This window comes from Cerasibacillus terrae, from assembly GCF_008039555.1.
In the GTDB taxonomy this organism is placed as follows: Bacteria; Bacillota; Bacilli; order Bacillales; family Amphibacillaceae; genus Cerasibacillus; species Cerasibacillus terrae.
The window spans coordinates 188,304-201,143 of the sequence record NZ_VDUW01000004.1; the positions used below are offsets into that span (position 1 = coordinate 188,304).

Genomic DNA, 12,840 nt, shown 5'->3' on the forward strand with positions numbered 1-12,840 from the left:
AGCGCTCTTAACAGCTAGAGCGCTTTTTCATTTCAAGCAGTTTTTACTGTTCTCTTTCGTTGTAATAGTTGACTGATTAAAACAACGATCAGCATACTGATACCGATGATGTCCGTTAATCCACCTGGAATGACTAAAGTAATCGCTCCACTCAAGGCCAATATTCGAAGAAAAGGATTCATCTTAGTTAATAGATACCCTTCTAAGCTTGCTCCAAGCATAATGACCCCTGTAATTGCCGTCACTGAAAGCCAAATAACACTTCCTGCGCTTGTTCCCTGTAATAATAATTCTGGTGAATAGACAAATATATATGGAACTAATATCCCTGCTGCAGCTAATTTTAAGGATATAAATCCAGTTCTATTTGGATCTCCTCCAGATATTCCTGCTCCTGCAAATGCTGCTAAGGCAACAGGAGGTGTTAAATTAGCCAAAATACCAAAGTAAAAAACAAACATATGGGATACAAATGGTTCCACACCAAATTGAATTAAAGCTGGTGCTGCCATAGATGATGTGATGATATATGTCGGAATCGATGGTAGTCCCATACCAAGAATGATGGAAGCAATCATCGTAAAAAAAAGTGTTAATATTAATGTATTTGCTCCTAAAAAAAGAATAGCAGATGTCATTTTCAAACCGAAACCAGTTAACGAAGCGACACCAACAATAATACCGACCATTGCACAAGCCATTGCTACACCTAAAGAACTACGCGTACCATCCTCTAAACCTTTAAAAATCTCTTTTATGCTTAGTCTAGTTGTTTTTCTTACAAACGAGATAATAATCGTCGAAATAATCGCCCAGGCTGCTGCATAAATCGGTGTAAACCCTCCAAATAACATATAGATTAACAAAATTAATGGAATGAGCAAATGTCCACGTTCTTTTATAACCTGTAACATATTCGGAAGTTCATCTCGAGATAATCCTTTTAACCCTTGTTTTTTAGCGCGTAAATGAACAACGGTAATTACCCCAATGTAATATAATAATCCTGGAATGATGGCAGCTAAAGCTATATGCGCATATGGCATCCCCAAGGTCTCTGCCATTATAAAAGCCGTTGCTCCCATGACTGGTGGTAATACTTGTCCACCAACAGATGCCGCTGCTTCAACTGCACCAGAGAAATTTTTCGAGTATCCCGTCCTTTTCATGAGCGGAATCGTAAAAGATCCTGTTGTAACGACGTTTGCAATGGCTGAACCGTTAATAGATCCTAAAAATCCACTAGAAATCACGGCAACTTTCGCTGGCCCTCCTGCAGTATGACCAGAAATTGAGATAGCAGCATCATTAAATAACTGTCCCATTCCTGTTCGATTGAGAAATGACCCAAATAATACAAATAAAAAGATATACGTTGCTGATACACCAATCGCAGTTCCATAGATTCCCTCTGTCGTTAAGTACATATATGAAAAAATATCCTCAATCGAATACCCACGATGAGCAATAATTCGAGGTAAATACGGACCAAAATAAGCGTACATTAGAAATAAGGAACATAGAATCGTTAATCCAGTTCCAACAACTCGACGGCCACCTTCTAAAACGAGCATCACCATAAGCAGACTAAATAGTAAATCTGGTTGATTCGGTTGACTACCTCTTGTTACAATTCCTGCATAATCAACAAATATATATATTATCGTTAATAAAGATAGTAGAGACATGAATAAATCAATGATGGTTGCTTTTTGTTGAGGGGCTTTTTTTCGTGATGGATAAAGAATAAACACTAGTGCTAAAATAACTCCTGTATGAAGCGCTCGATGTTTTAATGTAATCAATGGCCCTGTAAAAGATGTAATAAGATGAAAAAGAGCAAGTCCAACTGCTAAAAATGTGACCATTCGAATCATCCAAGGTATATTTAAATTTCGAAACCGGGATTCCGAATCATATTTTTTGATTATCTCTCGTTGTTCTTCATCACTTATACTCGTATCTTCTATTATCCTTTCAAAACTCATTCCACTGCTCCCCCCTTTATAAAGGATTTAATTTTAAAAATGATCCATTCGTATAGTTTTAGTTTTTTATATTGCAGCTGAACATTGGTATATGGCTCAACAAAGGTAGACAACGGGATACTTTTTGATGTGTTTTTCAAATAATAATTGGAAGTAGGTACGTAAAAAAGTGAAAAACACGGTAATGTACGTTCCATTTCTGTAACTTGAATAAAACCATTTGGTAAAAATTCTACTTTTCCTTCTACATCTGGTGTTCCTGCGCCATAAGATTTATAAGTGGAGGAAACAAATCGAAACTGTCCATTTTCATCTATTTGAAATGTTTCCTCCCACGGGGTTTGCTCTACAGAATGTTTCCAACCAATCGAAAATTCAGTGCTATTCCATGGTATAAAATGGAGATTTTCTCCTTCTTGGTTGCTCACTAAAATGCCGGATTGAAGAGGTGTGAAAAATATTCCAATCCCCATCATGATTCCTATCCAAATAACTCGTTTTTTCAATCTCTTATTCAACTTTTCAGGAATAGAAGAAGTTATTATTTTGATTCTGAAATACCTTCTTCATCATAGTATTTTTGGGCACCAGGATGTAATGGGACTGGAAGATTTCGAAGAGCATTCTCTATTTCAATATCTTTTGCCGCATGGTGCGTATCACGTAATTGTTGGATGTTTTCGAAAAAGGCTTTTGTTAATGCATAGGCAGTTTCATCGGAAACATCTTTATGGGTTAAAAGAACGTTATAAACACCGATTGTCGGTATGTCCTTATCCATATCATCATACGTATCTTTCGGCACAATCGTCGGGAAAAATGCCGTATATTCTTCTTGAAGCTGTAAGGCTTTCTCTTCTTCAATTTCAACAATTGCTATTTCTTTTGTCGTACCTAGTTCCATAACTCCAGCATTAGGTAAACCAGATGACATAACAACTGCATCAACTGTTCCGTTTTGCATTCCCTCAACACCTTCAGCAAACGACAAGTAATCTGCCTTAATATCTTCATATGTCATGCCATAAGCATCTAATACTCGTCTTGCACTAATTTCTGTTCCTGAATCTGGTGCACCAACGGCAACTCGCTTCCCTTTTAAATCTCCAACCGTTTTTATCCCTGAATCCTTTGTAGCAACGATTTGTAAATAATTTACATATAATGATGCAATTGCACGTAGATTTTCCTGTGCTCCTTTTTCCTGAAAACTATCAATCCCTTCGTAGGCATCAGCAGCAGTGTCCCCCATCAGAAACCCTAACTCTGCCTTTTCATCATTTAATGTCATTGCATTTGCAGCAGATGCTGAAGTGGATTGACTATTTGCATTTGCCCCTAGTTCTTGATAGATTTTAGCAAGTGCTCCCCCTAAAGGATAATAAACTCCAGAGGAACCTCCTGTTAAAATTGTAATAAATTCTCCACTTAGATCTTGTCCATCCTTTTTATTTGCCTTGTCATCTCCACAAGCTGCTAACAACAAAAGAAGTATAAAGCCTAATATAAAAATAGATTTTCTCATTTTACTCCCCCCCTATTTATAGAAAGCATTTTCTTATCTCTATATCTATTTCTTCTTCTATGCATTTATGATAAAAATGACTAGAAAATCAATTTATATTTATCCATAAAAAAAGACTATCCACATCATCAGGATAGTTTCTTCGTATTTTGTAAACTATTGAAAGAATCTCTTTATTTATATAAGGGAAGTATTGTAAAGGCAGGAATGTATATTATAGGGAAAATTAGTAGTAATGATTAGAAGGATAATAGTGGATTATAAATCTTCCTGCATTATAAAAATATTGCTTGGATGTTGAAATATATTTTGTTCAAGTTAATACTGTAAATTCAAATCTTGCTTCATCATATGAATATCGGTTTTTACATCAAGTATCTCTTTATTGTGTGTTTGCATATGATATTTCACTTTACGCATATCCGTTTTTATTTCATGTACATCTTTTTCAACGCTTGTTAATCTTTCTTCCACTCCGGTTAATCGCGTGTTCATTTTTTGTATGTCCTGGCGTGTTTCTCTTACTTGAACACTTAGTTCTTTAATCGCTTGGAAAATCGCATCATTGGTAATTTCACTCATTCTAAATCACCCTATTTCCATTTAGTCTATTCATAGAATACCAGAATATTTGACAAGAAACAATTTAAAAATGTCAATAAAGTCCTTTTTAAGGCAAACCTTTACAAAAATCGCTATAATATATAATATATCACGTAACAAGGAGCGGATTAGCATGGTGAAGGTAAAAATGAATGTACAAACTGCATACAAAGGACAATTACTTCGTTCCGGGAAAATCTATGAGGTGGAGAAAGATACTGCAAAACGTTGGATTGCTGCTAAACTAGCTGAAGAGGTTAAAGAGGACTAGAAAGTCACTACAAAAGTACATAAAAAACCGCTAACCTTGTGGGGTCACCACTGTTAGCGATTTTTTTGATTGAATTATTCTTTATTTGCAAAGAATTCTTCGGCCTTTTCAAGATAAACTTCTTGATCAGGTGTTAAATCGTATTCTTCGACAATTGCATCTACCGGGCAAACTGCAAGACATGCACCGCAATCAATACAAATATCTGGATCTATATAAAATTGCTCTGGCCCTTCCTCGATACAGTCTACCGGGCAGACACTAACACATTCTCCTGCCTTTTCATTACGACAAGGATCCAAAATTACAAAAGCCATCTATGTAATACCTCCCTAGTTCGAAGTTAATGATTTTCTCCATCTATTTAATAATACATCACATTTCTATTACAAGCAATTAGCTTGCTAGCTAGTAGATGTTGTATTTATCTTTGTTAGATTTCATTACAATATTTTAAATCTCCAATTTAGACCTTTTTTGAATGGTCTATAAACGGGCTAGCTATGATGACCGATATTTCGATAAATGCATAATTTCGGGCTTCCAAATCCGGATGGATGACCGATATTTCGATAAATGCAGAATTTCGGGCTTCCATATCCGGATGGGTGACCGATATTTCGGTAAATGCAGAATTTCGGGCTTCCATATCCAGATGGATGACCGATATTTCGATAAATGCAGAATTTCGGGCTTCCATATCCAGATGGATGACCGATATTTCGATAAATGCAGAATTTCGGGCTTCCAAATTCGGATGGGTGACCGATATTTCGATAAATGCAGAATTTCGGGTTTCCATATCCGGATGGGTGACCGATATTTCGGTAAATGCATAATCTCGGGCTTCCAAATCCAGATGGGTGACCGATTTTTCGGTAAAAGCAGAATTTCGGGCTTCCATATCCGGATGGGTGACCGATATTTCCGTAAAAGCAGAATTTCGGGCTTCCATATCCGGATGGGTGACCGATATTTCGATAAATGCATAATTTCGGGCTTCCAAATCCAGATGGATGACCGATATTTCGATAAATGCATAATCTCGGGCTTCCAAATCCAGATGGGTGACCGATATTTCCGTAAAAGCAAAATTTCGGGCTTCCAAACCCAGATGGATGACCGATATTTCGATAAATGCAGAATTTCGGGCTTCCATATCCGGATGGGTGACCGATATTTCGATAAATGCAGAATTTCGGGCTTCCAAATCAAATTGGGTGACCGTTTTTTCGATAAAAACAAAATTTCGGGCTCCCAAATCCGGATGGATGACCGATATTTCGATAAATGCAGAATTTCGGGCTTCCATATCCGGATGGGTGACCGATATTTCGGTAAATGCATAATCTCGGGCTTCCATATCCGGATGGGTGACCGATATTTCGGTAAATGCATAATCTCGGGCTTCCAAATCAAATTGGATGACCGTTTTTTCGGTAAAAGCAAATTCTCGGGCTCCCAAATAGGTGACGAACCGCGAAATTCTCTTAACAAAAACCACTACTTAATCTTTCTGTTTTAATTTCGCTAGTGCATCTGCAAATGGATTGTTTTTAAAGCTATCATCTTGTTTCTTTAAATATTTATTCACTTCTTTGCGGGAGACATGATGTTTTTTCTGATGTTGTTTCCGTTTATTAAATGTGGACAATTTTTCACGATGGCCGCATCGACAATAAAAGGTTTTCCCCTCTCCCTCACCACGAAGTTCCATTCGCTTATGACAATTTGGACAGCGAGCATTTGTCTTTTTGGCGATATTTTTTCGATGACCACAGGAACGATCTTGACAGACGAGCATGCGTCCATTTTTATTTTTTATTTCTAGCATGAGCTTGCCACAATCTGGACATTGCGTTCCAGTCATATTATCATGCTTAAACGTTTCTTCACTATCTTTAATTTCATGTACGACTTCTTTTGTATATGCTTTAATTTCAGAAATGAATTTTTGCTTTGGTAAAGCACCTTTCGCAATTTTATTTAATTTCACTTCCCACTCAGCTGTTAATGCTGGGGAACGTAAATCTTCTGGAACAAGCTCAAGCAATTGTTTCCCTTTTGATGTGATATGGATATATTTCCCTTTTAACTCCATCAAAGAACTTGAAAAAAGTTTTTCGATAATATCTGCTCTTGTTGCAACCGTTCCAAGTCCACCTGTGTCATGTAATGTTTTTGCTAAATGTTTTTCATCATGAGTCATAAAACGGGCTGGATTTTCCATTGCTTTCAGTAATGTACCCTCTGTAAACCTTTCTGGTGGTTTTGTTTCTCCAGTTACATACTGAACAATAATATTTTCTACCTTGTCACCTTTCTTCAACATCGGTACATGTTGTTCATCCATATCGTCTTCATCAAATGAACGGTCATACAGTTCTTTCCAACCAAGTTTTTTCACTGCATTTCCACGTGCGATAAAGGTTTCATTACCTATTTTTCCAGTCATTGTCATTTGTTCATATTCATATGGTTCAGAAAGTACGGCTAAAAAGCGTTTGACAACTAGGTCATAAATTTTTCTCTCTTGATTATCTAGATCCTCTAATATAACAGACTCTTCAGTTGGGATAATCGCATGATGATCAGTCACTTTCGCATTATCAACAACCGATTTTGGTAGTTTCCAATTTTTTCGTTGTAAGCGAGTGGCAATTTTTGCATAGTGATCCACTCCACATGCATCCAATCTTTCATTTAAGGTTGGAATAATATCACTAGAAAGAACTCTAGAATCTGTCCTTGGATAAGTTAATACTTTATGGCGTTCGTATAATTTCTGCATAATAGATAAAGTTTGTTTTCCAGAATATCCAAATATGCGGTTTGCGTCCCGTTGAAGTTCTGTTAGATCATATAGTTGTGGAGCATGTTTTTTCTTCCACTTTTTATCTACTTGAGTAACATGTAGCGGTTGATTTTTTAAACGTTTCACAAGTGATTCTGCTTTTTCTTTAGAAAATATCCGTGTTTGCTTATCCTTATTTTGCCATGTCCACGTAACTTTCTTATTTGTATTTGCTTTTATTTCATAAAATTTCTTCGACTTAAAATTTCGAATCGCTTCTTCACGTAAAGCAACCATTGCCAATGTCGGAGTTTGTACCCGTCCACTGGATAATTGAGCATTAAATTTAGTTGTCAGTGCACGCGTTGCATTTAAACCAACATACCAATCCGCTTCCGAGCGAGCGACAGCTGAAGCATATAAATTTTCATATTTCTTTCCAGGCTTTAAATTCTTGAATCCGTCTCGAATCGCTTTATCTGTAACAGAGGAAATCCAAAGTCGTTTAATCGGTTTATGAACACGTGCTTTTTCAATAATCCATCTGGCTACAAGCTCCCCTTCACGCCCAGCATCTGTTGCAATGACAATTTGATTCACATCTTTACGATTGAGTTGTGTTTTTACCGTACTAAATTGTTTCCCTGTCTTTTTAATGACAGTCGTTTTTAAATGGTTCGGTAACATGGGTAAATCTTCCAATTTCCATGTTTTATATTTACTATCATATATTTCTGGTTGTGCTAATGTCACAAGATGCCCAAGGGCCCATGTCACTATATAATCTTCTCCTTCCATATAACCGTTTTTCTTTTGGTTGCAGTGTAGTACGCGACCAATATCACGGCCAACGGATGGCTTTTCAGCTAAAACAACAGTTTTACTCATGAAAAAATCCTCTCTTTGATTACTAATGTAAGTTTAACATAATTTATTGGTGGAGGGCATACTGTAAGTTCCGCTGTTTTGCATAATCATGTAATAAATAATAGGCGAACCAAAACTAGGTGAACCCATTATTTACCACGTTATTAACAACAACTATCGTTTTTTTGTAAGATTAGTCCCCCATCTTCTTCTGTACCTCTAAAATTCAATATATATTTTGAGGGATTAACTCTGGAACCACACTTGGTTCACAGACACCAGTAGAGCAACACATTGCAGGATTACAAATATCTATTTTTTTGATCCATAAGCACTCCTTTTTTTACAAAACCTTCATATAAGCTATTGATTATATAAGCACTTGATTATATAATAATCCTGTAAATAATCTCTTTTAACTAATTTTAGTGAAGTATTTCCATTTCCTTCTTTTCTAGAATATAGTTATTTGTTTATGTGAAAGTAGGTGAATTCTATGTTAACTTATTCTGTTGCCGAAGAATTTTTAAAAGCCATTGGTGAAGAAACTAGGTTGAAAATTATTTCTTATTTGACGCGTGATTCCTTCTGTGTTTGTGAGTTGGTTGAGCTGCTTCAAATGAGTCAGCCATCGATTAGTCAGCATTTAAAGAGATTAAGACAGGTTGAAATCATTTTAGAAGAAAGAAGAGGTAAGTGGGTTTTCTATTCGCTTAATAAAGAGCATGAATTATATACATTCGTTCTACATTTGACTAGTATGCTACCACCTAAAACAGATAAAATTCAATCATTGGTTGTTGATGGAAAAAGAATCCTCTGTGAGTAATTCTCTCACGAAAATAGAAAGGTGATTTATATTGGTTTATTTAGCTATTCTTATATTTTTAGTAACTTTAATTTTCGTTATTTGGCAACCTAAAGGCTTGTCTATCGGATGGTCGGCATGCATTGGTGCATTTATTGCACTTCTTGTTGGTGTCGTCGATTTCCAAGATGTGATTGATGTAACGGGAATTGTCTGGAATGCAACACTAGCTTTTATTGCGATTATTTTAATCTCATTAATATTGGATGAAATCGGCTTGTTTGAATGGGCCGCACTTCATATGGCAAGGATTGCAAAAGGTAACGGAATTAAAATGTTTATCTACATAAGTATATTAGGTGCCATTGTTGCTGCCTTTTTTGCCAATGATGGTGCAGCATTAATCCTCACACCTATTGTACTTGCAATGGTTCGGAATCTAAATTTTAAGGAAAAAATGATTTTCCCATTTATTATGGCAAGTGGATTTATCGCGGATACAACATCTTTACCATTTGTCGTAAGTAACTTAGTAAATATTGTATCGGCAGATTTCTTCGGCATTGGGTTTGTAGAGTATGCTTCAAGAATGATTATTCCGAATATCTTTTCGCTCGTTGCAACCATTTCCGTTTTATTATTTTATTTTCGAAAAAGCATTCCGAGGACATATGAAGTTTCTAAATTAAGTGATCCAAAAGATGCGATTAAAGATCATAAAATGTTCCGCATGTCATGGTTTGTTCTTAGTTTATTATTGATTGGTTATTTCGTTAGTGAATTCATCCATCTTCCTGTCTCCATTATTGCGGGTACTATTGCAATTTTCTTCATTCTTATGGCTAGGAATAGTGAGGTTGTAGATACAAAAGCAGTTATTAAAGGGGCGCCTTGGAATATCGTATTTTTCTCTATCGGAATGTATGTCGTTGTCTATGGATTAGGTAATGCAGGGCTTACAGATGCATTAGCTACAGTGATTGAAGCAGCTGCCGAACGTGGCTTGTTCGTTGCAACAATTGCGATGGGTTTTATTGCAGCTTTCTTATCATCGATTATGAACAATATGCCAACCGTTATGATTGATGCGTTAGCGATTGCTGAAACAAGTACATCTGGTGTTTTGAAAGAAGCACTGATTTACGCTAATGTGGTTGGCTCTGATTTAGGGCCAAAAATTACACCAATCGGTTCCCTTGCAACCTTAGTATGGCTTCATGTTTTATCACAAAAAGGCGTGAAAATTTCATGGGGAACCTATTTTAAAACAGGAATTATGTTAACCATCCCTATTCTATTTATCACCTTGTGTGGACTGTTTTTGACATTAGTTTTTTTATAGGAATTTAAGAAAGATTATTTTCATGAAGTTTGTGTTTTTAACGAAGAACACTTAAGAGATGCCCCATGAGAGGAGACATACACGAAGATTCATTGAGAATGCAACGCTTTTCTGTGTGGGGCTCAAGTTCGGGGTTCAAGGAGTATTGGATAGTTTACTTTATATTCGTGTCCATACTCTGCGATTTCACGATTCTCAGGCACGATTAACATTTATTCGTTACTTGGTTCTGCGATTTCACGATTCTCAGGCACGATTAACGCTTATTCGTTACCTGGTTCTGCGATTTCTCGTTTCTCAGGCACGATTAACGCTTATTCGTTACCTGGTTCTGCGATTTCCACGATTTTCGGGAACGATTAACGCTTATTCGTTACCTGGTTCTGTGATTTCACGTTTCTCAGGCACGATTAACGGTTATTCGTTACTTGGTTCTGCGATTTCCACGATTTTCGGGAACGATTAATGCTTATTCGTTACCTGGTTCTGCGATTTCACGATTCTCAGGCACGATTAACGGTTATTCGTTACCTGGTTCTGCGATTTCACGATTCCCAGGCACGATTAACGGTTATTCGTTACCTGGTTCTGCGATTTCATGATTCTCGGGAACGATTAACGCTTATTCGTTACCTGGTTCTGTGATTTCACGATTCCCAGGCACGATTAACGGTTATTCGTTACCTGGTTCTGTGATTTCACGATTCCCAGGCACGATTAACGCTTATTCGTTACCTGGTTCTGCGATTTCTCGTTTCTCAGGTACGATTAGCGGTTATTCGTTACCAATTTCCGCGATTTCATAAATTCCGGGAACGATTGACTCTTATTCGTGATTTGCCAACGCGATTTCTTTGTTTACAGGCACAATTACGTGCATGTGAAGTGTATATCACTGGACTGGAATCAAAAATCCTTATAAGAAAGGAGATCTAAAATGACGAAAAAGACAATTTACTTTTTATGTACAGGAAATTCCTGCAGAAGCCAAATGGCAGAAGGTTTCGGGAAGAAATATCTAGCTAATGAATATGATGTCTATTCAGCAGGGATTGAGGCACATGGTGTCAATCCGATTGCTGTAAAAGCAATGAAAGCAGTAGGGATTGACATTTCAAAGCAAACCTCTAACATCATTGATCAAAAGATTTTAAATAAAGCAGATATTATTATCACATTATGTGGGGATGCGAATGACAAGTGCCCAATGACACCCCCGCATGTTACAAGGTGGCATTGGGGTTTTGACGACCCAGCGAAAGCAGAAGGAACAGAGGAAGAGAAGTGGGCTATTTTTGAGCGGGTAAGAGATGAAATGGAGAAGCGTATAAAAGAATTTGCTAAAAAGGGAAAATAAAAAACGCACTGAAGGTAAATCTAAATCCTTCGGTGCGCTTTTTATATACATTATTATTTATTTCTTTAATTTGACATATTAAATGTCTAGAAAACATCTTATAAATTAACAAAATCCAAATGTTTATTGTTTTGGAATTTTGTCTATTCCTAAACTAAATTAAAATATCTACATCGCCTAAAATCTTAGACGATGTATAACATTTTATGTTTATTCTGTTTTATTAGAGCAACATGAAGATTCACCTTTCGTCTTTGCGTTTGCTTTCTCATCATTGTTTTCTTCAATTTCCTCAATATCTACAGAGCAGCAATCTTGATTGGAAGAAAAGATTCTTTTAAATATCGATTCTTTTTTTTCTTTACTCATCTTATCTCACCTCCTAAAAAATAAAATAAAGGATATAGCCGGTGACAATAGCACCTAATAAAATTGCTACAATAAATGCAGTTAACAAACGGGGTTTAAATAATTTGTTTAACAATAAAACCTCTGGAAGACTGGCTCCTGCACCACCAATAATTAATGCAATGACAGCCCCCATGCTCATTCCCTTACTTACCAATGCTTCTGATATCGGAATCATTGTTTCAACTCGAATATACATAGGTATTCCAATAATCGCTGCTACTGGAATAGCAAATGGATGATTATCTCCAGCGACAGAAGTTATAAATTCTTTAGGAATGAAATCATGAATCGCAGCCCCAATGAGTACCCCAATAAGCAAATAAGGTAACACAGGATAAAAGAAGTTCCAAGCATCTTTTAAAGCAATAATCCACTTCGATTCTTTCTGTTCTTTCCCACTTTGTGACCTTCGTATTCTGACATTTCTTAAATGCTTTTCTAAATCTAGAGCATTAAAAGTTACACCAGCTAGAACGGCAAAAATAAACATGGCAATGACATAAAAGGCTGTTATTTTAAAGCCCAACAGTTTCCACAATAAAATTACAATAACAGGATTTAATAAAGGAGAAGATATTAAAAACGATATAGATGGCCCAAAAGGTGCACCAGAACTTAATAACCCTGCCAATATAGGTATTGTCGAACATGAACAAAATGGAGTAAGTGCACCCAAAATTGTTCCTGAAATATAGCCTGTTGCTTTATTACCTTTTTGTAAAATGCCTTTTATTTTTTCTTCTGTAACAACTTGCTGTAACAAACTAACAAGAAAACTTATAACTATAAATAATGCAGTTAATTCTAAAAACATCACTGAAAAATTTCGTATAAATCCCATCCAATCCAACATAAACACCCTTTCCACAAAGAC

At 36.3% G+C, this 12,840-nt stretch carries 14 protein-coding genes and 1 pseudogene; 5 read left to right on the forward strand and 10 right to left on the reverse strand.

Annotated features, from left to right (window positions below; genetic code table 11):
- Positions 1 to 32: 32 nt before the first annotated feature.
- The 4 genes from FHP05_RS08040 to FHP05_RS08055 all read right to left on the reverse strand — a co-directional run bounded on the left by FHP05_RS08040 (position 33) and on the right by FHP05_RS08055 (position 4,095).
- Positions 33 to 1,988, reverse strand: coding sequence for a TRAP transporter permease (locus tag FHP05_RS08040; RefSeq protein ID WP_147666884.1), 1,956 nt, complete (start codon positions 1,986 to 1,988; stop codon positions 33 to 35).
- Positions 1,985 to 2,461, reverse strand: a complete 477-nt coding sequence (locus FHP05_RS08045) for a DUF1850 domain-containing protein (protein WP_191126289.1) — start codon at positions 2,459 to 2,461, stop codon at positions 1,985 to 1,987. Before FHP05_RS08045 ends, FHP05_RS08040 begins: the two co-directional genes overlap by 4 nt.
- A 68-nt stretch (positions 2,462 to 2,529) precedes the next feature.
- Positions 2,530 to 3,513 (reverse strand): TAXI family TRAP transporter solute-binding subunit, encoded by a 984-nt coding sequence (locus FHP05_RS08050; RefSeq protein WP_147666888.1) that lies wholly within the window; start codon positions 3,511 to 3,513, stop codon positions 2,530 to 2,532.
- Between the two features lie 318 nt (positions 3,514 to 3,831).
- Positions 3,832 to 4,095, reverse strand: a complete 264-nt coding sequence (locus tag FHP05_RS08055; RefSeq protein ID WP_147666890.1) for a hypothetical protein — start codon at positions 4,093 to 4,095, stop codon at positions 3,832 to 3,834.
- 154 nt (positions 4,096 to 4,249) lie between these two features.
- Here FHP05_RS08055 and FHP05_RS15325 point away from each other — a divergent pair, with 154 nt between their 5' ends.
- Positions 4,250 to 4,387, forward strand: coding sequence for a hypothetical protein (locus FHP05_RS15325; protein WP_191126290.1), 138 nt, complete (start codon positions 4,250 to 4,252; stop codon positions 4,385 to 4,387).
- Between the two features lie 74 nt (positions 4,388 to 4,461).
- On the opposite strand, the gene FHP05_RS08060 is transcribed toward FHP05_RS15325, so the two are convergent.
- The 4 genes and pseudogenes from FHP05_RS08060 to FHP05_RS15560 form a co-directional block, all read right to left on the reverse strand.
- Positions 4,462 to 4,704 (reverse strand): indolepyruvate ferredoxin oxidoreductase subunit alpha, encoded by a 243-nt coding sequence (locus tag FHP05_RS08060; RefSeq protein ID WP_147666892.1) that lies wholly within the window; start codon positions 4,702 to 4,704, stop codon positions 4,462 to 4,464.
- 149 nt (positions 4,705 to 4,853) lie between these two features.
- Positions 4,854 to 5,852, reverse strand: coding sequence for a hypothetical protein (locus FHP05_RS08065; RefSeq protein WP_147666894.1), 999 nt, complete (start codon positions 5,850 to 5,852; stop codon positions 4,854 to 4,856).
- A 42-nt stretch (positions 5,853 to 5,894) separates the two neighbouring features.
- Positions 5,895 to 8,069, reverse strand: a complete 2,175-nt coding sequence (locus tag FHP05_RS08070; protein WP_147666896.1) for a DNA topoisomerase III — start codon at positions 8,067 to 8,069, stop codon at positions 5,895 to 5,897.
- A 223-nt stretch (positions 8,070 to 8,292) separates the two neighbouring features.
- A pseudogene (locus FHP05_RS15560) lies at positions 8,293 to 8,373 on the reverse strand (arsenic metallochaperone ArsD family protein); the annotation flags it as partial.
- Positions 8,374 to 8,544: 171 nt separating this feature from the next.
- Here FHP05_RS15560 and FHP05_RS08080 point away from each other — a divergent pair.
- The 4 genes from FHP05_RS08080 to arsC all read left to right on the forward strand — a co-directional run bounded on the left by FHP05_RS08080 (position 8,545) and on the right by arsC (position 11,555).
- A complete protein-coding gene (locus FHP05_RS08080) occupies positions 8,545 to 8,877 on the forward strand; it encodes an ArsR/SmtB family transcription factor (RefSeq protein WP_147666898.1) in 333 nt (110 codons plus the stop codon).
- Between the two features lie 31 nt (positions 8,878 to 8,908).
- Entirely contained in the window at positions 8,909 to 10,198 is a 1,290-nt protein-coding gene (locus FHP05_RS08085; protein WP_147666900.1) for an arsenic transporter, read from the forward strand.
- Positions 10,199 to 10,626: 428 nt separating this feature from the next.
- Positions 10,627 to 10,800 (forward strand): hypothetical protein, encoded by a 174-nt coding sequence (locus FHP05_RS15330; protein WP_191126291.1) that lies wholly within the window; start codon positions 10,627 to 10,629, stop codon positions 10,798 to 10,800.
- A gap of 335 nt (positions 10,801 to 11,135) precedes the next feature.
- The gene (gene arsC, locus FHP05_RS08090) at positions 11,136 to 11,555 is read left to right on the forward strand and encodes an arsenate reductase (thioredoxin) (protein WP_147666901.1); all 420 of its coding nucleotides are present in this window, start codon (positions 11,136 to 11,138) and stop codon (positions 11,553 to 11,555) included.
- A 210-nt stretch (positions 11,556 to 11,765) separates the two neighbouring features.
- On the opposite strand, the gene FHP05_RS08095 is transcribed toward arsC, so the two are convergent.
- Entirely contained in the window at positions 11,766 to 11,924 is a 159-nt protein-coding gene (locus FHP05_RS08095) for an alcohol dehydrogenase (RefSeq protein ID WP_147666903.1), read from the reverse strand.
- A gap of 13 nt (positions 11,925 to 11,937) precedes the next feature.
- Positions 11,938 to 12,819 carry a permease gene (locus FHP05_RS08100; protein WP_147666905.1) on the reverse strand — a complete coding sequence of 294 codons (882 nt, stop codon included), beginning with the start codon at positions 12,817 to 12,819 and terminating at the stop codon, positions 11,938 to 11,940.
- Positions 12,820 to 12,840: the final 21 nt, after the last annotated feature.

What these genes read in the sequence shown, in the direction of transcription:
- FHP05_RS08040 (WP_147666884.1), bottom strand. Translation starts at nt 1,988, where the DNA reads ATGAGTTTTGAAAGGATAATAGAAGATACGAGTATAAGTGATGAAGAA.
- FHP05_RS08045 (WP_191126289.1), bottom strand. Translation starts at nt 2,461, where the DNA reads ATGGGGATTGGAATATTTTTCACACCTCTTCAATCCGGCATTTTAGTG.
- FHP05_RS08050 (WP_147666888.1), bottom strand. Translation starts at nt 3,513, where the DNA reads ATGAGAAAATCTATTTTTATATTAGGCTTTATACTTCTTTTGTTGTTA.
- FHP05_RS08055 (WP_147666890.1), bottom strand. Translation starts at nt 4,095, where the DNA reads ATGAGTGAAATTACCAATGATGCGATTTTCCAAGCGATTAAAGAACTA.
- FHP05_RS15325 (WP_191126290.1), top strand. Translation starts at nt 4,250, where the DNA reads ATGGTGAAGGTAAAAATGAATGTACAAACTGCATACAAAGGACAATTA.
- FHP05_RS08060 (WP_147666892.1), bottom strand. Translation starts at nt 4,704, where the DNA reads ATGGCTTTTGTAATTTTGGATCCTTGTCGTAATGAAAAGGCAGGAGAA.
- FHP05_RS08070 (WP_147666896.1), bottom strand. Translation starts at nt 8,069, where the DNA reads ATGAGTAAAACTGTTGTTTTAGCTGAAAAGCCATCCGTTGGCCGTGAT.
- FHP05_RS08080 (WP_147666898.1), top strand. Translation starts at nt 8,545, where the DNA reads ATGTTAACTTATTCTGTTGCCGAAGAATTTTTAAAAGCCATTGGTGAA.
- arsC (WP_147666901.1), top strand. Translation starts at nt 11,136, where the DNA reads ATGACGAAAAAGACAATTTACTTTTTATGTACAGGAAATTCCTGCAGA.
- FHP05_RS08095 (WP_147666903.1), bottom strand. Translation starts at nt 11,924, where the DNA reads ATGAGTAAAGAAAAAAAAGAATCGATATTTAAAAGAATCTTTTCTTCC.
- FHP05_RS08100 (WP_147666905.1), bottom strand. Translation starts at nt 12,819, where the DNA reads ATGTTGGATTGGATGGGATTTATACGAAATTTTTCAGTGATGTTTTTA.